Below are 23000 nucleotides of genomic sequence, written 5' to 3' on the forward strand. Positions count from 1 at the left end.
TCCCGGTGCGCGCGCGGGATCTGCGGTACAAGGGAGTGGCCGGCGAGCCCGCCGGCGGATCACGGCGACAGGAGCCACCGGACATGACCCCCCTCGCGGCCAAGGCCGCCGAGCTGCTCGCCCTGCACCGCGACCCGGCCCTGCTCACCGTGGTGAACGTGTGGGACGCCATCTCGGCCAGGGTCGTGACCGACATCCCCGGGACGAAGGCCATCGCGACGGCCAGCCACTCGATCGCCGCCAGCCGCGGCTACCCCGACGGCGAGGTCATCCCCGCCGACGAGATGATCGCCGAGGTCGGCCTGATCGTGCGGGCCACCGAACTGCCGGTGACCGCCGACCTGGAGGGCGGCTACGGGAACGCGGCCGAGACGGTCCGCAAGGCCATCGGCGTCGGCGTGGTCGGCGCGAACCTCGAAGACCAGGTGAAGCCGCTGGACGAGGCGGTCGCCCAGGTCGCCGCCGTGATGCGGGCCGCAGAGGCCGAGGGCGTCGCCGACTTCGTCCTCAACGCCCGCACCGACGTCTTCCTGCACGCCGCCGACCGCGAACCGGCCGACGTCCTCGCCGACGCCGTGGCCCGCGGCACGGCGTTCCTGGACGCGGGCGCGCCCGTGGTGTTCGTGCCCGGCAAGCTCGACCTCGACCAGGTGGGCGCCCTGGTCGACGCCTTCGGCCCGCAGCGCCTGACGACCATCGCCCTGCCCGGCACCCCGCCGCTGGCCGAGCTGGCGAAGCTCGGCGTGGCGCGCGTCTCCTTCGGACCGATGTCGCAGCGGGTCGCGCTGACGGCGCTGGCCGAGCTGGTCGAGTCCGCGCACGCGGGCGGGGGAGTGCCCGAGGGCACGCGCCCGCTGAACTGAGCCGCCGCGGGGTGGTCGGCCTCACCGCCGGAATCCGTGAGTCCTGCGCCACAGAACCACGATCTGGAACGGTTTGGCCGCCCGCACGCGCTCGGCAAGGGTGGGCACATCCCCCGCACCACCCAGTCGAGAGAGGCGAGGATGTCCGAGCTGACCACCCCCCAGCTGCCCGAGCGCCCCCAGCGCCGCGGAGTCCTGATCGGACTCATCGCGTTCCTGGTCGTCGCCGTCATGGCGGTCGTCGCCGTCGTGTGGACCACCGGCGACGACGACCCCCAGGCGCGCACCGTCCGCATCGGCACCACCGAGGCGGGCGCTCCGTACTGGGCCACCTACCGGGAACTGGCCGCCGCCGAGGGAATCACCCTCGACGTGGTCAGCTTCAGCGACTACACCCAGGCCAACCCGGCGCTCTCCCAGGGGCAGCTGGACCTGAACCTGTTCCAGCACCTGCTGTTCCTCGCCAACTACAACGTCGCCAACAGCGACACGCTGACCCCGATCGCCTCCACCTACGTGGTTCCGCTGTCGCTGTACTCGCGCAAGCACGGCACCGTCGAGGCGATCCCCGACGGCGGCACGGTCGCCATCCCGAACGACCCGACGAACCAGGCGCGGGCGCTGCTGGTCCTGCAGCAGGCCGGGCTGATCACGCTGACCGGCGGCGGGTCCGTGCTGTCCACCCCGGCCGAGATCGTCGCCGAGGAGTCCAAGGTCACCGTCACCCCGGTCGACGCGGCGCAGACCGTCGCGTCGCTGTCGTCGGTGGACGCGGCGGTCGTGAACAACAACTTCGCGCTCAACGGCGGCCTCGACCCGTCCACCGCCCTCTTCGGCGACGACCCGGCCAGCCCCACGGCCGAGCCCTACATCAACGCCATCGTCGCCCGCGCCGACACCAAGGACGACCCGGTGCTGCGCCGCGTCGCCGAGCTGTACCGCGACCCGAGGGTCACCTCGCTGGTCGAGGCCGAGTCCAAGGGCACGTCGGTGGCGGTGGAGCGGCCCGCCGACGAGCTGGCGGGCATCCTCGGGACGCTGTCGGACACGATCCGCGCCGCGGGCTGATGGCGCTCATCGAGTTCCGCGGCGTCGGCAAGGCGTTCGAGGGCGGGGTCACCGCGCTGGAGGACGTCGACCTGGAGATTGGCGCGGGCGAGGTGCACGCGGTGATCGGGCACTCGGGCGCGGGCAAGAGCACGCTCGTGCGCCTCATCAACGCCCTGGAGCGGCCGACCTCCGGCGCGGTGGTGGTCGACGGGGTCGACCTCACCGCGCTGTCCGAGCGCGACCTGCGCGAGGTGCGCAAGGGCATCGGCATGGTGTTCCAGCAGTTCAACCTCCTGCGCTCGCGCACGGTGTTCGAGAACGTCGCCTACCCGCTGCGGGTGGCGCGGTGGGGCAGGGCCGAGCGCGAGCGGCGGGTCACCGAGCTGCTGCACTTCGTCGGCATCGCCGAGCACGCCTGGCGGTACCCGGGCAGGCTCTCCGGCGGGCAGAAGCAGCGCGTCGGCATCGCCAGGGCGCTGGCGGCGAACCCGAAGGTGCTGCTCGCCGACGAGGCCACCAGCGCCCTCGACCCGGAGACCACCGGCGAGGTGCTGCGCCTGCTCAAGCGGGTCAACACCGAGCTGGGCGTCACCATCGTGGTGATCACCCACGAGATGGAGGTCGTGCGCGCCATCGCCGACCGCGTCTCGGTGCTGGAGGCGGGCAGGCTGGTCGAGCACGGCGACGTCCGCACGGTCTTCACCGACCCGCGCCGCGAGGTCACCCGCCGCTTCGTCGCCACCGCCCTGCACGACCGCCCCGCCGCCGACGACCTGGCCCGCATCCGCGCCCGCCACCCCGGCAGGCTGGTCACCGCCCGCGTCCGCGACGACGTCCGCATCGGCCCGGCCCTCACCGCCGCCGCCACCGGGCACGGCGTGGCGTTCGAGATCGTCCACGGCGGCATCAAGGACGTCGGCGGGGCCGCGGTCGGCAGCCTCACCCTGGAGCTGACCGGCCCGGACGACTCCGTCGACAGGGCCATCGCCGCGCTGCGCGCCACGACGCCCGTGGAGGACCTGGGATGAGCGCCGACTGGACCGTGCTCGGCCCCGCGCTGCTGACCGGGCTCGGGCAGACGCTGTGGATGGTCTCGGTGACGCTGGTGGTGAGCGGGTTGCTCGGCCTGGGCCTCGGCATCCTGCTCCACACGACGCGACCGGGCGGCATCCTCGCCAACCGCGCGGTGTTCGCCGTGCTCAACGCGCTGGTCAACGTCATCCGGCCGATCCCGTTCATCATCTTCGTCACCGTCCTCGGGCCGGTGACGATCTCGGTGATCGGCACCCAGCTGGGCACCGGCGCGGCCACGTTCGCGCTGGTCGTCGCCGCCACCTTCGGGATATCGCGGATCGTGGAGCAGAACCTGGTCGCCATCGATCCCGGGGTCATCGAGGCGGCCCGCGCGATGGGCGCGAGTCCACTGCGGATCATCGCCACGCTGCTGGTGCCCGAGGCGCTCGGGCCGCTGATCCTGGGGTACACCTTCGTGTTCGTCGCGGTGGTGGACATGTCGGCGGTGGCCGGGGCCATCGGCGGAGGCGGGCTGGGGGACTTCGCCATCGTGTACGGGTACCAGCGGTTCGACTGGGTGGTGACGGCAGTCGCCGTGGTGATCATCATCGGGCTGGTGCAGCTGGCGCAGTTCACCGGCAACCGCCTGGCCAACCGGGTCCTTCGACGCTGATGGCCAGGCGGTGCCCGCTCACGCGAGCGCGGACTTCACCGCGTCGGACAGTGGGGTGGTCGGCCTGCCGATGAGGGTGGACAGGTCCCGGGAATCGGTGCGCAGCCTGCCTTCCCGCACGCCGCGGTCGGAGTCGGCCAGCACCTCGGCGAACGGCGCGGGCAGGCCCGCGGCGGTGAGCGCTGCGACGTGGTCGGCGGGGGAGAGGTCGCGGTAGGCGACGGGGGCGCCGGACTGCGCGCCCGCCTCGGCGGCGAGGTCGGCCAGGGTATAGGCGGTGTCGCCGCCCAGCTCGTAGACCTTGCCCGCCTGGTCGGGCGAGGTGAGGACGACGGCGGCGGCTTCGGCGTAGTCGGCGCGGGTGGCGCCGCTGATCCGGCCGTCGCCCGCCGAGCCGTGGATGACGGCGGCGGGCAGCTGGGCGGTGTGGTTCTCCACGTACCAGCCGTTGCGCAGGAGCACGTGCGGGACACCGGAGGCGCGCAGCAGGTCCTCGGTCGCTGTGTGCTCGGCGGCGAGGATGAGGTCGGAGGTGTCCGCGCCCAGCAGGCTCGTGTAGGCCACCAGCGACACCCCGGCCCGCGCGGCGGCCTCGATGACGTTGCGGTGCTGCGCCACGCGCTGCCCGACGGCGTTGGAGGACACCAGCAGCGCCGTGTCCACCCCGGCGAAGGCGGCGTCGAGCGAGGCCGGGTCCTCGTAGTCGGCCGCGCGCGTCACCACACCGCGGGCGGCGAGATCGGCCACCGCGGATGTGTCGCGCGCCGTGGCCACGATCCGATCGGCGGCGACGCCGCGGTCGAGCAGCGCTTCCACGACGAGTCGGCCCAGCTGTCCGCTGGTTCCGGTGACGAGGATGGTCATGCGGGTCCTCCCGTTTCGGTGGTCAACACCCCGCACAACGGCCGGCCGCAGCGCATACTTCCCATCGGAGAGTACGCACTTCTGAGTAAGGTACCTACATGAAGGTGAGTTCCCAGCTCCGTACCCACTTCCCCGACGGCGTCTTCCCCGCCAGGTGCCCGAGCCGCACAGTGCTGGACCACGTCACCAGCAAGTGGGGCGTCCTGATCCTGCTCGCCCTCTCCGAGGGCACCCCCCTCCGCTGGAGCGAACTCCGCCGCCGCGCCCAGGGCGTCAGCGAGAAGATGCTCGCCCAAACCCTCCGCACCCTCGACCAGGACGGCTTCCTCCACCGCGACGCCCGCCCGGAGGTCCCCCCGCACGTCGAGTACTCCCTGACTCCCCGAGGCGAGGAACTCGCCGCCCTCCTGGTCCCGCTGATGGCCTGGATCGCCCAGCACGCCGAGGACATCCTGGCCGAGTAGCGGGGCGTGGCCCCGCTACTCGGCGCCGCGAGCGCTTCACATCGGTGGCGGATCGCCGATTCGGGAGAAGTGGACGGCGTCGGCTCAGCGCCTCTCCGATTCCTCGGCCGCCCTGATCGCCGCGTTGACCACCGCGCACATGGTTCCCACCAGCGGCGGCTTCATCACCCCGCCGTGGTCGCCCGGCACGCGGTGCACGTCCACCCCCTCCGACGCCAGCTCGTTCCACCGGGCCACGTACTCCGGGAACGTCTGCCCGTGGACCACCACGTGCTCCCCGTTGGCCAGCGCGTCGCTGGCGATCAGGGTCAGGCGGCCGGGGAACGGGCGGTGCGGGTACAGGACGATCGCTTCCATGGTCTCCCGCCAGATGCGCACCGTGCGGGGCCAGGCCGTGCCGACGCCGCGCTCGGGGAGGTCCATGCCGAGGTCCTCATCGATGTCGGTCGAGGTGTCGTCGTACAGGGCGAGGATCTCCGCGCGGTTCTCCGGGGTGTCGGCGACATCGCCTTCGCGGGCGATGAGCTTCACCAGGTACTCCAGGCGGCGCAGCTTCTCCAGCTGGGGGACGGCGTTGGCGCGGGTGACGGCGTCCAGGACCGGGTCCAGGAGGATGAAGGTGACCTGTTCGCCCTCGTGCACCAGGCGGGCGGCCAGTTCGGCGGCGATGGTGCTGCCGCCGCACCAGGCGAAGAGGCGGTAGGGGCCGTGGGGGCGGGCTTCGCGGAGTTCGGCGTAGTGCCTGCCCGCCATGTCCTCCACCGACGGCAGTTCGGCGTCGTCGTGCAGTTCCGGCCACTCGAAGGCCGCCACCGGGACGTCCTCGTCGATGTGCGGGAGGAAGCGCTGGTACCAGTGCGCGCTGCCGCCGCCGGGGTGGACGCAGAACAGCGGGGCCCGCTCGCCGTCGCGGCGCAGCCACATCAGGGCGCGGGGGGTGGCGCCCGCGTCGAGGTCGGCGACCTGGCCCGCGATGGTGGGGTTCTCCAGGAAGGTGCGGAAGGTCAGCTCGATGCCCTCGGTCTCGCGGATCTTCGTGATCACCCGCATCATCGACAGCGAGTGCCCGCCCAGGTCGAAGAAGTCGTCGTGGACGCCGACCCGGTCCAGGTGCAGCGCCGACTCCCACGCCCGGACCAGGGCCGCCTCCAGGTCGGTGCGCGGCGGGGCGTACTCGGCCGCCGCGGTGGGCAGGCCCAGCGGGGTGGGCAGCGTGGCCCGGTCGACCTTGCCCGACGGCGTCAGCGGGAAGGCGTCCACAATGGAGTAGTGCGTCGGCACCATGTGCTTGGGCAGCCGGGAGCGCAGGTGTTCGCGCAGCTCGGCGGGAGTGGTGGCGGCGACGGTGTGGGCGACCAGCGTCGCCTCCGGGGTGCCGGGGCGGTGCACGGTGACGGCGGCGGACTCCACCGCCGGGTGCCCGGCCAGCGCGTGCTCGACCTCGGTCAGCTCGATGCGGAACCCGCGCACCTTGACCTGGTGGTCGCGCCGCCCGTGGTAGCGCAGCGTCCCCTCCTCGGTCCAGGACACGACATCGCCGGTGCGGTACATCCGCGCGCCCGGCTCGGCGGCGTGCGGGTCGGGCCGGAAGCGGTCGGCGGACAGGCCGGGGCGGTTGAGGTAGCCGCGGGCCAGGCTCGCCCCGCCCAGGTGCAGCTCACCCCGCACGCCCCACGGCACCGGCTCGCCGTCGGGGGCCAGGACATAGGCCCGCAGCCCGGACAGCGGCGCCCCGATCGACGGCCACGCCTCGGCGCCGCCCGCCGGGACCTCACCCGCGGTGGAGCACACCGCGGCCTCGGTCGGCCCGTAGGCGTTGACGACCCTGGTGTGCCCGGACCAGCGCGCCGCCTCGGCCCCCGGCAGCGCTTCCCCGGCGCTCACCAGCAGCCGCAGCCGCGGGAAGTCCGCCGGGTCGAGCAGCCCCAGCACGGCGGGCGGGACGGTCAGGTGGGTCGCGGTCGGGGCCTGCGCCCGCAGGTCGCCGGGGTCGGCGCTCGCAGGCGGAAGTGCCAGGGCCGCGCCCGTGGTCAGCGCCATGACCGTCTCCCACACCACGGCGTCGTAGCTCGGCGAGGCGAACTGCGCGACCACGTCGCCGGGACCGGCGTCCCAGTGCGGCCGCGCGTGCCGGATCAGGTTGCGCAGCGCCCGGTGTGACACCGCGACGCCCTTCGGCGTGCCCGTCGAGCCCGAGGTGTAGATGACGTAGGCCAGCGACTCCGGCGCGATCACGACCGGGGGAGCGGTGTCGGGCAGGTCGAGGTGCCCGGTCACCGGCTCGGCGGCGATGCCCGCGGCGGGCTCGCCCAGCACGACCGCCGCGCCCGCGTCGGCCACCATGTGCCGCAGCCGCGACTCCGGCAGCTCGGGGTCCAGCGGCAGGAACGCCGCGCCCGCCTTGAGGACGGCCAGCTGTGCGATGACCTGCTCGGGTCCGCGCGGCAGCAGGACGCCGACGACATCATCGCGGCCCTCGCGGCCCTTGCGGCCGATGCCCAGCGCCAGCAGCCGGTGCGCCACCCGGTTCGCGGCCCTGTCGAGCCCGGCGTAAGTGATCACCTCGTCGCCGCGCACCAGCGCGGGAGCCTCGGGCGCGCCCTCGGTGACCGCGGCGACGATCTCCGGCAGCAGGGGGCCGTCGACGTCCTCCGGCTCGGCCCGGCCGCCCGCCGCCAGCGCGGCCTCGCGGTCGGCCGGGGCCAGCGCCGGGTGGGCCGGGCCGCCGTCGGCCATCGACTCCAGCGCGTGCCGCACGGCGCGGGCGACCAGTTCGACCAGCTCGCGCCGGACCCGGCCGGGCCTGCCGTCCACGTGCAGGTAGCCGGGGAAGGTGATGGTCGCCAGCGCCAGCTCGCTCGGGCTGAAGTCGTCCAGCAGGTCCACTGTGGAGCCCCAGTCCATCACGTGGAAGTCCAGGTGGACGAAGACCGCGTCGACCAGCGGCGCCGATGAGCCCCACTCCCGCTGCATCGCGGGCATCGGGTAGCGCCGGTGCGGCAGCAGCGCGGTCTCGGTGGCGAACACCCGCGCGACGAGTTCGCGCCAGGTCGGCGCGGTGACGTCGGCGGCGAACGGGACGGTGTTGAGGTGCATGCCCGCCACCTCGTCGGCGCGCGCCACCTCGGGCCGCCCGTTCACCACCAGCCCGGAGCGGAACGTGCGCGCCCCGCACACCGCGGCCAGCGCGGCCAGGTGCGCGGCGTGCAGCACGCTCTTGAGCGAGGCGCCGGCCGCCGAGGCCAGCGCGCGCAGCCGCGGCTCCAGGTCGGCGTACGGCACGGTGACGACGACCGGCTCGCCGTCCTCGCCCGCCCACGCGGCGGGCAGCTCCAGCTTCTCGTGCGACTCCAGCACCCCGGCCCAGAAGTCGCGGTCGGCGGCGGAGTCCAGCGCGGCGCGCTCCAGCGCGACGAAGTCGGCGAAGCGCACGGCGGGCGGGGTGTGCGGCACGGGCTCGCCCGCCCGGATCCGCCGGTACAGGCCGACCAGCTCGGCGACCACGGAGGTCTGGCTCCACCCGTCGAGGACCGCGTGGCACTCGGTGTGGGTCAGCCACCACTCGCCGTCGCCCACCTCGTGCACGTGGTGGCGCACCAGGCCGGGAACGGTGACGTCGAACAGCGCTGACCGCTCGGCGAGCAGGTGCTCCCGCAGCCGTGCCCGCTGCTCGCCCGCGCCGAGCCCGCGCAGGTCGGTGTGCCCGAGCGACAGCTCGGCCGTGGCGTGCACCAGCTGCATGGCCTCGGAGTAGGCGCTCAGGTCGAAGCTCGTGCGCAGCACCTCGTGCCGCTCGACCAGCGCGGCGACGGCCGCCCGGAACGCGGCGAGGTCGAACGGCGCGTCGTCGCGCACGCGGTAGCAGGAGACGTTCTGGTAGGTGGCGTGCGGGTTCGCCAGCATCTCGTAGACCATGCCCGCCTGCGTCTCGGCCATCGGATAGGCGTCGACGACACCGTCCGGCACCAGCTCGCGGTCGTGGTCCTCGACCAGCGCGAACGGCGCGACCGCGGCGTCGGGCTCGGCGGCGTCGCGGGTGCGGGCGAGCGCGGCCAGCTCGGCAGCGCTCTGGTGGGTGAACACGTCGTGCACGGCCAGGTCGAAGCCTTCGGCGCGCAGCGCCCCGACGACGCGGATCGCGCGCAGCGAGTCCCCGCCGATGTGGAAGAACCGGGCGTGCGCGCCGACCTCCCCGACGTCGAGCCCGATCGCCGCCGCGAACGCCGAGGCCACGGCGCGCTCACGGGAATCGCGCGGTGCGACCTGGGTGTCCGCCGGGTCCGGCCGGACATTCTCGGCCGCCAGCGCCGCGTGGTCGGTCTTGCCGCTGGGGGTCAGCGGCAGCGTGTCACGCCCGCGCCAGAGTCCCGGGACGGCCGCGTCGGGCAGCAGGCCGCGCAGGTGCTCGCGCAGCGCGGCGGGGTCGACGTCGGCGGGCACGACATGCGCCACCAGACGTCCGGAGTGGACAGTGACGGCGGCGGCCGTGACCGCCGGGTGCGCGGTGATCGCGGCCTCCACCTCGCCCGGCTCCACCCGGTGCCCGCCGATCTTCACCTGCCGGTCGAGGCGGCCGAGGTGCTCGATCTCGCCATCGGCCCGCAGCCGCGCCAGGTCCCCGGTGCGGTACAGCCGCGCGCCGGGCTCGAACGGGTCGGGCACGAACGCCGCCGCCGTCGCCGCGGGGGCGTTCCGATAGCCGCGCGCCAGCGCGAGACCGCCCAGCACCAGCTCGCCCGGCACCCCGACGGGCACCGGCCGCAGCTCGGCGTCCACGACGTAGGCGCGGGTGTTGGCGATCGGCCGCCCGATCGTCACCGGCAGACCGGGAACGCAGCGCGCGGCGGTCACGTCGATCGCGGCTTCCGTTGGCCCGTAGAGGTTGTGCACCTCGGCGTCCAGGCGTCCGTGCGCGGCGGCCACCAGGTCCGGTGTCAGCGCCTCGCCGCTGCACACCAGCAGCCGCACGGTCGGCAGCGGAACGCCCGGCTCGGCCAGGAACGCGCGCAGCACCGAGGGAACGAAGTGCAGGACCGTCACCGCCTGCCCGGCGATGAGCCGGGTCAGCGCCGCCGGGTCGCGGTGCGCGCCGGGCTCGGCGACGACCACCGACGCGCCCGCGGTGAGCGGCAGCAGCAGCTCCCACAGCGACACGTCGAAGCCGATCGGCGTCTTGTGCAGCACCCGGTCGGCGGCGGTGATCCCGTGCGCCTCGCGCGCCCAGCGCAGCCGGTTGACCAGCGCGCGGTGCTCGACCACGACGCCCTTCGGGGCACCGGTCGAGCCGGAGGTGTGCAGGACGTAGGCGGCCGATCCAGGCACGGGTTTGGGGGCGGGCGGGGTGGTCAGCTCGCCGGAGAGGTCGTCGGCGACGTGCAGGACCGCCGAGCACGGCAGGTCGCGGTCCCGGTCGACCACCACGGCCGCCCCGCGCGCCAGCAGCGCCAACCGGGCGGGCGGCAGGTCGGGGTCCAGCGGCAGGTAGGCGGCCCCGGACTTGAGCACGCCGAGCACGGCCGCCACCAGGTCGGGACCGCGGTCCAGGCAGACGCCCACGACGGACTCGGCGGTCGCGCCCATGCCGCGCAGCCGCTGCGCGATCCGGTTGGCGCGCTCGTCCAGCTCGGCGTAGCTCACCTCGACCTCGCCGAAGCGCACCGCGACGGCGTCGGGGGTGGCCGAGACCTGCGCGTCGAACAGGTCCACGACGGTGCCGTTCGGCCAGCTCACCACGGTGTCGTTCAGGTCGAGCACCGTGTGCCGCTCGGCCTCGCCGAGCAGGTCGAGCGCGCCGACCGAGGTCCGCGGGTCGGCGACGGCGGCACTCAGCAGCCGGGTGTAGCGCTCGGCGAGGCGACGGGCGGTCGACCGGTCGAACAGCGCGGTCGCGTAGACCACCGCCCCCTCCAGCGACCCGTCCGCGCGCTCGGCGATGGACAGCGCCACGTCCGTCTTCGCCGAGGTGTCACCCACCGCGTACGGCGCGAACTCCACCCCCGCCGCGCTCGCCGGAGCGCCCGGCAGCGCGTCGCGCAGGACGAACATCGCCGAGAACAGCGGGGTCCGCGCCGGGTCGCGCTCCACGCCGAGCGCGTCCACCACCAGCTCGAACGGCACCTCCTGGTGGGTGAACGCGTCCAGCGCGACCTCCCGGACCTGGTCCAGCAGCTCGGCGAACGACGACTCGCCGACCCGGGCGCGCATCACGAGGGTGTTCAGGAACAGGCCGACCACGTCCCGCACCTCGGGCCGCCCCCGGTTGGCCACCGGGACCCCGACGCTGATGTCGCCGTGGCCCGCGTGCCGGGCCAGCAGCGCGTGGAAACCGGCCAGCAGCGCCATGAACGGCGTCGCCCGGTGCTCGGCGGCCAGCGCGCGCAGTCCGGCGGCGACCTCGGCCGGGACGGTGAAGCCGACGGCGTCCCCCGCCCCGTCGCGCACGGCGGAGCGCGGCCGGTCCGTCGGCAGGTCGAGGGAGCGGGCGCCGGCCAGCCGCTCGCGCCAGTGCGCCAGGCCGCGGTCGATCGACGGCGCGGTGAGCCGCTCGCGCTGCCAGGCGGCGACATCGGCGTAGCGGGTGCGCGGCGCGGCGATCCGGGCCCCGGCGTAGCCGCGGCGCAGCTCGTCCAGCAGCAGGGCCTCCGACCAGGCGTCGGTGGCGATGTGGTGGGTGGTCAGGACCAGGACGTGCGCGTCCTCGACCTGGCCGACGGCCAGCAGCGCCGCGCGGAACACCGGGCCGTCGGCCAGGTCGAGGGCGCGCCGGTCGGCGGCCACCTGGTCGGCGATCGCGCGCGGCAGGTCGGCGGCGTGGCGCAGGTCGGCGCGGCGCAGCGGGACCGGGCCGGGGTCGTCCACCACGGCGGCGGGCTCGCCGCCGGTGTCGGGGTAGCGGGTGCGCAGCACCTCGTGGCGCGCGGCCAGCCCGTCGAGGGCCGCGCGCAGGGCGGGCACGTCGAGTGGCCCGGTCAGCCGCACGGCCGCCGACGCCGCGTACTCCCCAGTCCCCGGGCGCAGCCGCTCCAGCACCCACATCCGCCGCTGCGCCGGGGACAGCGCAGGCACGCCGGACACGGGCCGGATCACGTCCTGGGCGCGGGAGCGGTAGCGCAGCACCAGATCGGCGGCCGGGTCAAGGATGTCGGTCATCGGGTCCCTCTCGACTGGAGGGCCGGTGGGCGCCCTCGACCGGTGGTGAGCCTGCGCCCAGAGTGCCGCCGCCCGAGGCCGTGCCGTGAGAGAAGGACCGGCACCCTCGCCGGTGCGCGTTCTTCTCTGCCGCCGCCCGGCCGCCCGGCGGCACGCTGGGACAGGTCCACCCGACGACGAGCGAGGCGGGAGCGGTGACATGGCGCTGGCGGCACTGCGGGCGACCGCGTTCACCTGGCCCGACCGCACGGTCGCCGTGGACGCCCTGCCGGCCCTGAGCGCCGACGAGCGCGCCGCGTGCGCCGGGCTCGGCATCGAGGAGATCCGCGCCGACGACGCGGTCAGCGCGACCGACCTCGCCGCGTCCGCCTGCCGGGCCGCCTTGGCGGACGCCGACATCGCCCCCACCGACGTCGGCGCGCTCGTGCTGGTCGAGCCCCGCGCCCCGGACGCGCTGCTGGCCTCGGACGCGACCCGCCTGCAGGCGCTGCTGGGCCTGGAGAAGGCGACCGCGTTCACCGTCGGCGGTCTCGGCTGCGTCTCCAGCACCCCGGCCCTGCTGACCGCCCGCGGCCTGCTCGCCGCCGACCCCCGCCTGGACCACGTCCTCATCGCCCATGGCAGCAAACCCGCCGCGCCCCAGCGCTACCGCCACCCGGTGACCGTCAACGGCGACGGCGGCATGGCCGTCGTCGTCTCCCGCGCGGGCCCGGTGCGGCTGGTCGACCTCGTGCAGCACTCCAACGGCGACTACTGGGACCTGTTCTCCCTCGACTACCGCACCCGGCCCGCGTCGCGGTGGGTCGAGCGCTGCCGCGACGTGCGCGAGTACACCTTCCGCCTCGCCGTCGAGAGCCGCAACCGCTTGCGCGCGCTGTACGCGGAGCTGTTGGAGCGCAACGGACTCCGGCCGGACGACATCGACTGCCACATCGCGCACAACCTGTCGGCGGGCTCGCTGGAGTTCATCGCCGAGGCACTCGACGCGAAGGTCGCGCCGTCGTGCGCGGACAACCTGCGCCGCTACGGCCACCTCGGCCCCGCCGACGTCCTGCTCAACCTGCACACCGAGCTGCGCGCCGGCGGCCAGCGGCCCGGGTGGCGCGCGGTGCTCGTCAACGCCAGCCCGGCCGCCGCGTGGAGCGCGGCGCTCGTGGCGCTGGCCTGAACCGGGGAGGGACCACTGTGGACTCGACAGCGCACGCCCAGCTGCGGGGGTTCCTGACCCGCGCGCTCGGCGCCGACATCGGTGACGACGACGACTACTTCGCGCTCGGCATGGTCAACTCGCTGTTCGCGCTGGAACTGGTCACCTTCGTCGAGCACCGCTTCGGCTTCCCGGTCGAGGTGGACGACCTCGACCTCGACAACTTCCGCACCCTGGCCCGGCTGACCGCCTTCGTGCACGCCAAGACCGAGGGAGCACTCGCATGAGCGCCCCCGCCACGACTCCGGTCGCGCTGCCCGCGCGCGCCACCGCGCTGGTCGACGCGCTGCGCGCCGACGCCGCCACCTGGGAGAGCACCGGCGTCCCGGACGGCGTGATCGCCGACCTCGCCGCGGCGGGCCTGCTCGGCGCGGACATCCCGACCGCGCACGGCGGCTCCGGCGCCGACCCGGCCGGGTTCGGCGAGGTCTGCGCCAGGGTCGGCCGGGTGTGCGGGTCGCTGCGCGCGCTGCTCACCGTGCAGGGCATGGTCGCCGCCGCCGTCCTGCGCTGGGGCGACGCCGACCAGCGCGCCCGCTGGCTGCCCGCGCTCGCCGCCGGTGACGCCGTGGCCGGGTTCGCCGCCACCGAGGCGGGCGCGGGCACCGACCTGTCCGCCGTGGCCACCCGGGTCGGCGCGGTCTCCGGCGACGTGGCCGTGTCCGGGCACAAGCGGTGGATCACCTTCGGCGAGCGCGCGGACGTGTTCCTCGTGCTCGGCACCGGGACCGGCGGGCACACCGCCGTGCTGGTGGAGGCCGACCGGGCGGGCGTCAGCCGCACCCCGGTGTCCGGTCAGCTCGGCCTGCGCGGCGCGCGGCTGGCCGACGTCCGCTTCGACGCCGTGCGGGTGCCCGCCGCCAACGTCCTCGCCGCGCCGGGCTTCGGGCTCTCCCACGTCGCCGCCGTCGCGCTCGACCACGGCCGCCACAGCGTCGCCTGGGGCTGCGCCGGGCTCGCCGAGGCGTGCGTGGACGAGGCCGCCGCCCACGCGGCCACCCGGGTGCAGGGCGACACCGCGCTCGCCGAGCACCAGCTCGTGCGCGCCGCGCTCGGCCGCATGGCGGTGGACGCGGCCGCCGCGCGCGGGCTGTGCGAGCGCGCCGCCCGGCTGCGCGCCTGCGGCGACCCGGGCTCGGTCGTGGCGGCCATCGCCGCCAAGCACGGCGCGTCACGGGCGGCGGCCACCGTCGCCAGGGAGGCCGTCCGGCTGCTCGGGGCGGCGGGCTGCGCGCCGGGCAGCGCCGTCGGCAGGCACGCCCGCGACGCCGCCGTCTTCGAGATCATCGAGGGCAGCGCGCACGTCGCCGAGCTGCACGTCGGCGACGACCTGCTGGCCAGGCACGGCTTCCGGGCGGGGAGGCGGCCGTGAACCGCCCGCTGGTGCTGCCCCCGGTGAAGGTCGTCGTCTGGGACCTGGACGACACCCTGTGGGACGGCGTCGTCCTCGAAGGCGACGCGCCCGCACCGTTCCCGGCCGCCGTCGCCACCCTGCACACCCTGGACCGGCGCGGTGTCCTGCACGCCGTCGCCAGCCGGGGCGAGGCCGCCGTCGCCGAGCGCCACCTCGCCGAGCACGGCCTGGCCGAGCTGTTCGTGGCCGTGGAGGTCGGCTGGGGCGCGAAGTCCGACGCCGTCGCCAGGGTGGCCCGCGAGCTGAACATCGCCGCGGACGCGGTCGCCTTCATCGACAACGACCCGCTGGAGCGCGCCGAGGTCGCCACCGGCCTGCCCGGCGTCCGCACCTACCTCGCCACCGACGCCGCCGGGCTGCCCGAGCGACCCGAGTTCGCCGCCACCCACACCACCGCGGAGTCCGCGGGCCGCAGGCAGCTCTACCGCACCGAACGCGACCGCCGCCGCGCCGAAGCCGGGCACACCGGCCCGCCCGCGGAGTTCCTGGCGGGCCTGGACCTCGAACTGACCGTCCGCCGGGCCGAGGAGTCCGACCTCGACCGCGCCCACGAGCTGACCGTGCGCACCCACCAGCTCAACACCACCGGCCGCACCTTCAGCGCCGAGCAGCTGCGCGCGCTGTGCGCCGACCCCGGGTACGAGGTGCTGGTGGCCGACCTGCGCGACCGCTTCGGCTCCTACGGCACCATCGGCCTGGCCGTCACCGCCGTCACCGCCACGACCACCACGCTGGAACTGCTGCTCATGTCCTGCCGGGTGATGTCGCGCGGCGCGGGCGCGGCCCTGGTCGACCACATCGCCGCCACCGCGCTGGCCGCCGGGCGCACCCCCATGGCCGAGTTCGTGCCCACCGACGTCAACCGGATCATGCTGGTCACCCTGCGCTTCGCCGGGTTCCGCCCGGTCGGCGGGCCGGGCGGCCCGCTGGCGGTCGATCCGGCGGCCCCGCCCGCGCCGCGCCGCCACCCCGTGCGCGTGGTCGTCCCGGCGGGGAGGCCGTGATGCGGGTCCCCGTGGGCGTCGTCGGCGCGGGCACCATCGGCGCGGGGCTCGCCCAGAGCCTCGCCCAGGCGGGCCACCCCGTCACCGTGGTCGACCCGGTTCCCGGGGCCATCGACGGCGCGCGCCGCAGGCTGCGCGACGGCCTGCGGCTGGCCCGACTGCTCGGCCGCGCCCCCGACCCGGCGGCCTCGGCCCTGGTCACCTGGAGCGCCGACGCCGCCGACCTCGCGGGCGCCGGGTTCGTCTTCGAGTGCGCGCCCGAGCGGATCGCGGTCAAAGAAGCCCTGTTCACCGACCTCGACGCCGTGTGCGCCCCGGAGGCGGTGCTGGCCACGGTCACCTCCGCCGTCCCGGTCGACCGCCTCGCCGCCCGCACGGCCAGGCCGGAGCGCGTCGTCGGCACGCACTTCATGAACCCCGTCCCGCTCAAGGACACCGTCGAGGTCGTGCGCGGGCCGCGCACCTCCCCGGACGTGCTCGACGCCGTCCTCGCCGTGATCGCGGGCATGGGCAAGACCGGGATCGTCGTCGCCGACGGCCCCGGCTTCGTGATCAACCGCGTCCTCATGCTCACCGTCAACGAGGCCGCCGCCGTGCTCGCCGCGGGCACCGCCGACGCCGCCACCGTCGACGCCGTCTTCGAGGGCTGCCTCGGCCACCCCATGGGACCGCTGCGCACCGGCGACCTCATCGGCCTGGACACCGTCGCCGACACCCTCGACGTGCTGCGCGAGTGCACCGGCGACCCGCGCTTCACCCCGGACCCGCTGCTGCGCCGCCTCGTCGCCGAAGGCAGGCGCGGGCGCAAGGCGGGCGCCGGTTTCCACGACTACCCCAGCCCGGAGGGATGACCCATGGCCAGCGAAGGCGCACCGCTGTCGTTCGCCCAGGAGCAGCTGTGGTTCGTCGACCAGGTGCGGCCCGGCGGCGCGGAGTACGTGCTGCACCGCGCATGGCGGCTGCGCGGCCCGCTCGACACCGCCGCCCTGCGCGCCGCCCTGACCGGGGTCGCCGAACGGCACGAGGTGCTGCGCACCCGCTACGACACCAGCGACGGCGTCGCCGAGCAGATCACCGACGACCCCGCCCCGGTCCGGCCGCGCGAGTACACCGGGGGCATCGGCGACGTCGAGGCCGCTGAGCGGGACCTGCTGGCCGAGCCGTTCGACCTGCGCACCGGCCCGCCGTGGCGCACCGCGCTCGTCCACATCGGACCCGACGACGCCGTGCTGCTCATCGCGGTGCACCACATCGCCTTCGACGGCTGGTCGTGGGGCGTGCTCATGGCCGAGCTGGCCGCGCTCTACGCCGGGGAGGGCCTGCCCGAGCCGCTGGTGCAGTACGCCGACTTCGCCGTCTGGCAGCGCGACCTCGCCGAGTCCGACGGCTCGGCCCGCAGGCTGCGCTGGTGGTGTGAACGGCTGGCCGGCCTTGAGCCGCTGGAGCTGCCCGCCGACCGGCGCAGGCCCGCCGTGTGGTCGGCCGACGGCGACGCCGTCGACTTCACCGTCCCCGCCTACCTCGCCGAGGCCGCCACCGCGGCCGGTCGCGCCGTCGGGGCGACCCCCTTCATGACCTACCTCGCCGCCTTCCAGCTGCTGCTCGCCCGCTACACCCGCCGCACCGACATCGCCGTGGGCGTGTCGGTCGCCGGGCGCGAGCAGGTCGAGCTGGAGCAGCTGGTCGGGCTGTTCCTCAACACCGTCGTGCTGCGCACGGACCTCGCGGGCGCGCCGAGCTTCGCCGAAGCCGCCACCCGGGTGCGCGCGGTCGCCCTCGACGCCTTCGACCGCCAGGACGTCCCCTTCGACCGCGTCGTCGCCGCGCTCGCCCAGACCCCGGACCTCTCGCGCAACCCGGTCTTCCAGGTCGGGTTCGCGCTGCACACCGAGCAGGGCGAGGCGCTGTCGCTGCCCGGCGTCGACGTCGCGCCGCACCCGGTTCGCCCGCACGGCTCGCCCTTCGACCTGTCGCTGCACCTGCTCGACCGCGCCGACGGCTCGGTCAGCGCGCGGCTGATGTACCCGACGGCGCTGTTCGACCGCGGCACCGTCGAGCGGATGGCCGAGAACCTGCTGCGGCTGCTCGCCGCGGTCACCGCCGACCCCGGCGCGCCCGTCGACGAGATCGACCTCGTGCACGGCGGCGAGCGCGAACGGCTGGCGGCGTGGAACGACACCGCCGCCCCGCGGCCCGACGCGACCCTGCCCGAGCTGATCGCCGCCTGCGCGGAGACCCGGCGGGAATCGGTCGCCGCGGTGTCCGACGATGGTTGGCTGACCTACGGCGAGCTGATGGAGCGGGTGGACGGGCTCGCCCGGCACCTGCGCGAGCGCGGCGCGGGCGCGGGCACGGCGGTCGGCGTGTGCCTGCCCCGAGGGCTCGATCTGCTCATCGCCGTTCTCGCGGTCATGGCATCGGGCGCGGCCTACGTGCCGCTGCCGCCGGAGCACCCGCCCGCCCGCCGCGCCGCCGCGGCGGCCAGCTCCGGGGTGCGGCTCGCGATCGCCTCGGCGCCCGCCGATCTGCCGACCGGAGTCGACGCCGTCGACCCCGCCGCGCGCGCGACGGGGTCCGGCCCCCTGGCCTGGCCCGGCGGGGACGACGCGGTGTACGTCATGACCACCTCCGGGTCCACGGGCAGGCCGAAGGGAGTCGTCGTCACGCACGCCGGTCTGCGCAACCGGGTGCTGTGGGCCGTCGAGCACCTGCGCATCGGGCCGGGGGAACGGGTGCTGCAGAAGACCACCACCGGCTTCGACGCCTCGGTGTGGGAGTTCCTCGCCCCGCTGGTCGCCGGGGGAGTGGTGGTGATGGCGTCCGAGGACGCCCACCGCGACCCGGCCGCGATGCTCGGCGCGGTCGCCCGGCACGGCGTCACCGTGCTCCAGGTGGTGCCGTCCGTGCTGCGGCTGCTCGTGGACGAGCCCGCTCTGCCCGCCTGCCGGTCGCTGCGCGTGGTGTGCTCGGCGGGGGAGCCGCTGCCGCGCGCGCTCTGCGAGCGGCTGACCGCGCGGCTGCCCGTCGAGGTCGTCAACACCTACGGGCCGACCGAGTGCGCGATCGACGCGACCGCCCACCGTTACGACCCGGCCGACACCGGCGACACCGTGCCCATCGGCAGGCCGCTGCCGAACATCCGCGCCCACGTGGTCGACCTCAACGATCGGCTGGCGCCCGTCGGCGTGCCCGGAGAACTGTGCCTGTCCGGCGTCGGCCTGGCGCGCGGGTACGCCGGCTTGCCCGCGCTGACCGCCGAGCGGTTCACCCCCGACCCGCACTCCCGCGTCCCCGGGGCTCGCCTGTACCGCACCGGCGACCTGGCCCGCTTCCGCGAGGACGGCGCGCTGGAGTTCCTGGGCAGGCTCGACCGGCAGGTGAAGGTGCGCGGCGTGCGCGTCGAGCCCGCCGAGGTGGAGGCCGCGCTGCTCACCCACCCCGCGGTGGCCGCCGCCGCGGTGGTCCCCACGACCGCGGGCGGCGACACGACCCTGACCGCCTACGTCGTGCCCGCCGGAGCGCCCGCGCCGGACGACGCCCTGCGCGACCACGTCGCCGACGCGCTGCCCGCCGCCATGGTCCCCTCCGCCGTCGTCACCCTCGACGCCCTCGCCGCCCTGCCGCTCACCGCGAACGGGAAGCTCGACCACGCCGCGCTGCCCGCCCCCGGCGCCCCCCGCGCCGCGACCGGCGAGCCCGCCACCGACGTCGAGCGCGCGGTCGCCGACGCCGCCGCCGAGCTGCTCGGCCGCGCGCTGGGCCCCGACGACGACTTCTTCGCCGCGGGCGGGCACTCGCTGCTGGCCATCCGCCTCGTCCTGCGGCTGCGCCGCGCGTTCGGCGTGGAGCTGGCCGCGGGGGAGGTGTTCGCCCGACGCACCCCGCGCGGCATCGCCGAAGCCGTGGAAGCCGCGCTGCGAGTGGACGTTCCCACAGGTGGCACGCGCAGCGTCCGGCCGCGCACCGCCGCGCTGCCGCTGTCGCCGGGGCAGCGCAGGCTGTGGTTCGTCGACCGGCTGAACCCCGGGACCACCGAGTACCTGGTGCCGCTGGCGATGCGGCTGCGCGGACCGTTCGCTCCCGAGGTCTTCCGCCGTGCCGTGGACGACGTCGTGCGCCGCCACGAGGTGCTGCGCACCCGCTACACCGAGGTCGGCGGCGAGCCCTCGCAGCTGATCGACCCGCCCGGCCCGGCCGAGGTCACCGTGCTCGACCTGCCGGGCGCGACCCCCGACGCGCTCACCGGCGCGGCGTCGCGGCCGTTCGACCTCGCGGCCGAGCACCCGCTGCGCGTCACCGTCGTCAGGGCCGCCCCCGACGAGCACCTGGTGCTGATCCTGGTCCACCACATCGCCTTCGACCTGTGGTCGACGGACCTGCTGCTGCGCGAACTCGACCAGACGTACGCGGCGTTCGCGGCCGGGCACCCGTCGCCGCTGCCCGTGCCCGCCGTGCAGTACGCCGACATCGCGGCCGACGGCCCGGCCGAGGCCGCGGGTGATCCGGGAAGGCTGGCGTACTGGCGCGAGGCGCTGGCCGGGCTCACCCCGCTGGAGCTGCCCGCCGACCGGCCCCGGCCCGCGCACCGCGACATCACCGGCGGCCACGTCGTCGCCACCGTCCCGGCCGAGGTCATCCGGCCGCTGCTGGCGGCGGGGGAGGAGGTGGGCTGCACGCCGTTCATGACCGTGCTGGCCGCCTTCCAGCTGCTGCTCTCGCGCTACACGGGGCGCACCGACATCGCTGTCGGCACACCGGTCGCGGGCCGCACCACCCCGGACACCGAAGACCTCATCGGGTTCTTCGTCAACCACATCGTGCTGCGCACGGACCTGGGCGGAGACCCCGGCTTCACCGCCGTTCTCGACCGCGTCCGCCGCACCGCCCTGGCGGGCATGGCCAACCAGGACGTGCCGTTCGAGCGTGTCGTGGACACCCTCAGCCCCGACCGGGACCTGACCAGGAACCCGCTGTTCCAGGTCGTCTTCGAGCTGGAGCCGGGCGCCGCCGTGCCCGCAACGCTCGGCGGGGCGGCGGTGGAGCCGCTGCCCGCCGGCGAGCCGGTCGCCAAGTTCGACCTGCGCCTGACCACCCGGCTGCTGCCCGACGGCGGCCTGCGCGCGTGGTTCGAGTACTCGGCGGCGATCTTCGACCACGCCACGATCGACCGCATGGCCGGGCACTTCACCCGCCTGCTCGCCGGCCTCGCGGCCGCCCCGGGTGCGCCTGTGTCCGATGTGGACATGCTCTCGGCCGGGGAGTCGGCCCAGCTCGGCCGCTGGGCCGACCCGGACGCCGCCCTGGCCGCCGCGCTGGACCCGCCCCGGGTGCACCCGGCGACCGTCGCCGACATGGTCGCCGACCAGGCCCGCCGCGCGCCCGCCGCGACCGCGGTGGTGGCGGGCGCCGAGCGGCTCAGCTACGCCGAGCTGAACTCCCGCGCCAACCGCCTCGCCCACCACCTGCGCGCCCTGGGCATCGGGCCGGAGGTCGTCGTCGGCTGCTGCCTGGAGCGCGGCGCGGCGGCGATCGTGGCCTGGCTGGCGGTGATGAAGTCCGGCGGCGTCTACGCGCCGATGGACCCCACCCACCCCGCCGCGCGCCTGGCCTTCCTGCTGGACGACGCGGGAGCGCGGGTCGTGCTCACCACCGCGGGCTTCGCGGGCTCCTTCGACGGGCCTCGCCCGGTGGTGCTCGCCGACGCCGAGCACACCGGCCCCGAGCACGACCCGGAGCCGCTGGCCGGGCCGAGCGCGCTGGCGTACGTCATCTACACCTCGGGCTCGACCGGCAAGCCCAAGGGCGTGATGGTCGACCACCGCGCCTACGCCCACCACCTGCGGGTGATCACCGAGCGGTACCGCTCCCGGCCGCGGGACCGTGTGCTCCTGCTGTCGGCGCTGACCTTCGACGTGGCCATGGACCAGATCGCGGTCCCGCTGGTCAGCGGGTCCACCCTGGTGGTCGGCGACGCGCGGCGGTCCTCGCCCGACCAGCTGCTCGCCGAGGTGCGCGCCCACGGGATCACCACCATGCAGATCCCGCCGAGCCTGTACCGCGAACTGGTGGACCGCGCCGCCCTCGACCCGTCCGCATTGGACACCGTCGACCTGATGAACGTCGGCGCCGACGTCGTCACCACCGCCGACGCCCGGCGCTGGACCGAACTCGGCCAGAGCGGCCGGTTCCTCTACAACTACGGCCCGACGGAAGCGACCGTGAACTGCGTGGTGCACACCGTCGACGGCGAACAGCCCGGCGGCAAGGCGGGCCTCCCACTGGGCACCCCGCTGGCGGGCAGCCCCGCCCACATCGTCGACGCCGACCTGCGCCCCGTCCCGATCGGCGTCCCCGGCGAACTCCTCGTCGGCGGGCCCCGCCTGGCCCGCGGCTACCACGACCGCCCCGCCCTCACCGCCGAGAAGTTCATCCCCGACCCGTTCACCCCCGGCGGTCGCCTCTACCGCACCGGCGACCTGGCCCGGTGGCGCCCGGATGGCACGATCCAGTTCCTCGGCCGGATCGACCACCAGGTCAAGATCCGCGGCTTCCGGGTCGAACTGGGCGAGATCGAGGCCGTCATCGCCCGCCACCCCGACGTACGCGGCATCGTCGTGGTGGCCAAGGACGCGCCCACCGGCGACAAGCGTCTGGTCGCCTACCCGGTCTACCGGGACGGCAAGACCCCCGACCTGCGCGCCCACCTGTCCGCGCTGCTGCCCGACTACATGATCCCCGCCCACTGGCACCCGCTGCCCACCCTTCCCCTCACCTCCAGCAAGAAGGTCGACCGCAAAGCCCTCCCCACCCCCGACTGGGCAGGCGAAGCCGCGCACACCACCACCCCGCCCACCACCACCCCGGAACACCTCATCGCCGCCATCTGGACCGACGTCCTCGCCATCCCCGACCTCACCCCCACCCACCTCTCCACCCACGACGACTTCTTCCGCCGCGGCGGCCACTCCCTCCTGCTGACCAGGGTCGCCGCCGCCCTGACCGACACCCTCGCCATCGACGTCCCCCTGCGCCTGCTCTTCGACCACACCACGATCAGCACCCAGGCCGCCGCCATCGCCGGCCTCCTCCGCACCCGAACCCGAACGACCTGACCCCACAGCCATTGCCGCCACCGGCGACCTCAGCCACGCTCGGACGCGGTCGAGCTGACCCGGCCATTCGTCGTAACGGTGAAACCTCGAAAGCCGTCCCCGCAGGTCAGAGCCCATTCACCCCCGCCCGGTTCTGTGAAAGTAGGTGATGCCGCCCGCCAATTCGTAGGTGTTCCTACGGATTGA

The 23000-nt window shown here is 75.3% G+C and carries 13 protein-coding genes; 11 read left to right on the forward strand and 2 right to left on the reverse strand.

Translation table 11 applies throughout. The features are described from left to right. Positions 1 to 83: 83 nt before the first annotated feature. From ACFPM7_RS05305 to ACFPM7_RS05320, 4 genes are all read left to right on the forward strand, one after another. Positions 84 to 863: an isocitrate lyase/PEP mutase family protein gene (locus ACFPM7_RS05305; protein ID WP_378244408.1), complete on the forward strand. Its 780-nt coding sequence runs from the start codon at positions 84 to 86 to the stop codon at positions 861 to 863. Positions 864 to 1004: 141 nt separating this feature from the next. Next, positions 1005 to 1931, forward strand: coding sequence for a MetQ/NlpA family ABC transporter substrate-binding protein (locus tag ACFPM7_RS05310; RefSeq protein WP_378244410.1), 927 nt, complete (start codon positions 1005 to 1007; stop codon positions 1929 to 1931). Further along, positions 1931 to 2941, forward strand: coding sequence for a methionine ABC transporter ATP-binding protein (locus ACFPM7_RS05315; RefSeq protein ID WP_378244413.1), 1011 nt, complete (start codon positions 1931 to 1933; stop codon positions 2939 to 2941). The genes ACFPM7_RS05310 and ACFPM7_RS05315 overlap by 1 nt, the downstream gene beginning before the upstream one ends. After that, positions 2938 to 3600 (forward strand): methionine ABC transporter permease, encoded by a 663-nt coding sequence (locus tag ACFPM7_RS05320; protein ID WP_378244415.1) that lies wholly within the window; start codon positions 2938 to 2940, stop codon positions 3598 to 3600. The genes ACFPM7_RS05315 and ACFPM7_RS05320 overlap by 4 nt, the downstream gene beginning before the upstream one ends. An 18-nt stretch (positions 3601 to 3618) precedes the next feature. On the opposite strand, the gene ACFPM7_RS05325 is transcribed toward ACFPM7_RS05320, so the two are convergent. Beyond that, on the reverse strand, positions 3619 to 4464 hold the full coding sequence (locus tag ACFPM7_RS05325; protein ID WP_378244417.1) for an SDR family oxidoreductase: 846 nt from the start codon (positions 4462 to 4464) through the stop codon (positions 3619 to 3621). Positions 4465 to 4562: 98 nt separating this feature from the next. Between ACFPM7_RS05325 and ACFPM7_RS05330 the strand changes: the two genes are divergently transcribed. Beyond that, entirely contained in the window at positions 4563 to 4928 is a 366-nt protein-coding gene (locus ACFPM7_RS05330) for a winged helix-turn-helix transcriptional regulator (protein WP_378244419.1), read from the forward strand. Between the two features lie 84 nt (positions 4929 to 5012). Here the strand turns inward: ACFPM7_RS05330 and ACFPM7_RS05335 are convergent, their stop codons facing one another. Beyond that, the gene (locus ACFPM7_RS05335) at positions 5013 to 12077 is read right to left on the reverse strand and encodes an amino acid adenylation domain-containing protein (RefSeq protein ID WP_378244421.1); all 7065 of its coding nucleotides are present in this window, start codon (positions 12075 to 12077) and stop codon (positions 5013 to 5015) included. 199 nt (positions 12078 to 12276) lie between these two features. Here ACFPM7_RS05335 and ACFPM7_RS05340 point away from each other — a divergent pair, with 199 nt between their 5' ends. Genes ACFPM7_RS05340 through ACFPM7_RS05365 form a run of 6 tightly spaced genes read left to right on the forward strand, consistent with a single transcriptional unit; the run spans position 12277 to position 22814 of the window. Further along, positions 12277 to 13245 carry a 3-oxoacyl-[acyl-carrier-protein] synthase III C-terminal domain-containing protein gene (locus ACFPM7_RS05340; protein WP_378244423.1) on the forward strand — a complete coding sequence of 323 codons (969 nt, stop codon included), beginning with the start codon at positions 12277 to 12279 and terminating at the stop codon, positions 13243 to 13245. A 17-nt stretch (positions 13246 to 13262) separates the two neighbouring features. Then, positions 13263 to 13511, forward strand: a complete 249-nt coding sequence (locus ACFPM7_RS05345; RefSeq protein ID WP_378244425.1) for an acyl carrier protein — start codon at positions 13263 to 13265, stop codon at positions 13509 to 13511. Continuing rightward, positions 13508 to 14656, forward strand: coding sequence for an acyl-CoA dehydrogenase family protein (locus tag ACFPM7_RS05350; RefSeq protein ID WP_378244427.1), 1149 nt, complete (start codon positions 13508 to 13510; stop codon positions 14654 to 14656). Before ACFPM7_RS05345 ends, ACFPM7_RS05350 begins: the two co-directional genes overlap by 4 nt. Beyond that, complete coding sequence (locus tag ACFPM7_RS05355; protein WP_378244429.1) at positions 14653 to 15702, forward strand: HAD-IIIC family phosphatase; 1050 nt, start codon at positions 14653 to 14655, stop codon at positions 15700 to 15702. Before ACFPM7_RS05350 ends, ACFPM7_RS05355 begins: the two co-directional genes overlap by 4 nt. Continuing rightward, positions 15702 to 16553 carry a 3-hydroxyacyl-CoA dehydrogenase family protein gene (locus ACFPM7_RS05360; RefSeq protein WP_378244431.1) on the forward strand — a complete coding sequence of 284 codons (852 nt, stop codon included), beginning with the start codon at positions 15702 to 15704 and terminating at the stop codon, positions 16551 to 16553. Before ACFPM7_RS05355 ends, ACFPM7_RS05360 begins: the two co-directional genes overlap by 1 nt. Before the next feature lie 3 nt (positions 16554 to 16556). Next, positions 16557 to 22814: an amino acid adenylation domain-containing protein gene (locus ACFPM7_RS05365; RefSeq protein ID WP_378244433.1), complete on the forward strand. Its 6258-nt coding sequence runs from the start codon at positions 16557 to 16559 to the stop codon at positions 22812 to 22814. Positions 22815 to 23000: the final 186 nt, after the last annotated feature.

Source organism: Actinokineospora guangxiensis, assembly GCF_042657845.1.
Classification (GTDB): domain Bacteria; phylum Actinomycetota; class Actinomycetes; order Mycobacteriales; family Pseudonocardiaceae; genus Actinokineospora; species Actinokineospora guangxiensis.

Coding starts and splice junctions, on each gene's coding strand:
- ACFPM7_RS05330 (WP_378244419.1), top strand. CDS start 4,563: ATGAAGGTGAGTTCCCAGCTCCGTACCCACTTCCCCGACGGCGTCTTC.
- ACFPM7_RS05315 (WP_378244413.1), top strand. CDS start 1,931: ATGGCGCTCATCGAGTTCCGCGGCGTCGGCAAGGCGTTCGAGGGCGGG.
- ACFPM7_RS05305 (WP_378244408.1), top strand. CDS start 84: ATGACCCCCCTCGCGGCCAAGGCCGCCGAGCTGCTCGCCCTGCACCGC.
- ACFPM7_RS05350 (WP_378244427.1), top strand. CDS start 13,508: ATGAGCGCCCCCGCCACGACTCCGGTCGCGCTGCCCGCGCGCGCCACC.
- ACFPM7_RS05340 (WP_378244423.1), top strand. CDS start 12,277: ATGGCGCTGGCGGCACTGCGGGCGACCGCGTTCACCTGGCCCGACCGC.
- ACFPM7_RS05365 (WP_378244433.1), top strand. CDS start 16,557: ATGGCCAGCGAAGGCGCACCGCTGTCGTTCGCCCAGGAGCAGCTGTGG.
- ACFPM7_RS05325 (WP_378244417.1), bottom strand. CDS start 4,464: ATGACCATCCTCGTCACCGGAACCAGCGGACAGCTGGGCCGACTCGTC.
- ACFPM7_RS05320 (WP_378244415.1), top strand. CDS start 2,938: ATGAGCGCCGACTGGACCGTGCTCGGCCCCGCGCTGCTGACCGGGCTC.
- ACFPM7_RS05310 (WP_378244410.1), top strand. CDS start 1,005: ATGTCCGAGCTGACCACCCCCCAGCTGCCCGAGCGCCCCCAGCGCCGC.
- ACFPM7_RS05335 (WP_378244421.1), bottom strand. CDS start 12,077: ATGACCGACATCCTTGACCCGGCCGCCGATCTGGTGCTGCGCTACCGC.
- ACFPM7_RS05360 (WP_378244431.1), top strand. CDS start 15,702: ATGCGGGTCCCCGTGGGCGTCGTCGGCGCGGGCACCATCGGCGCGGGG.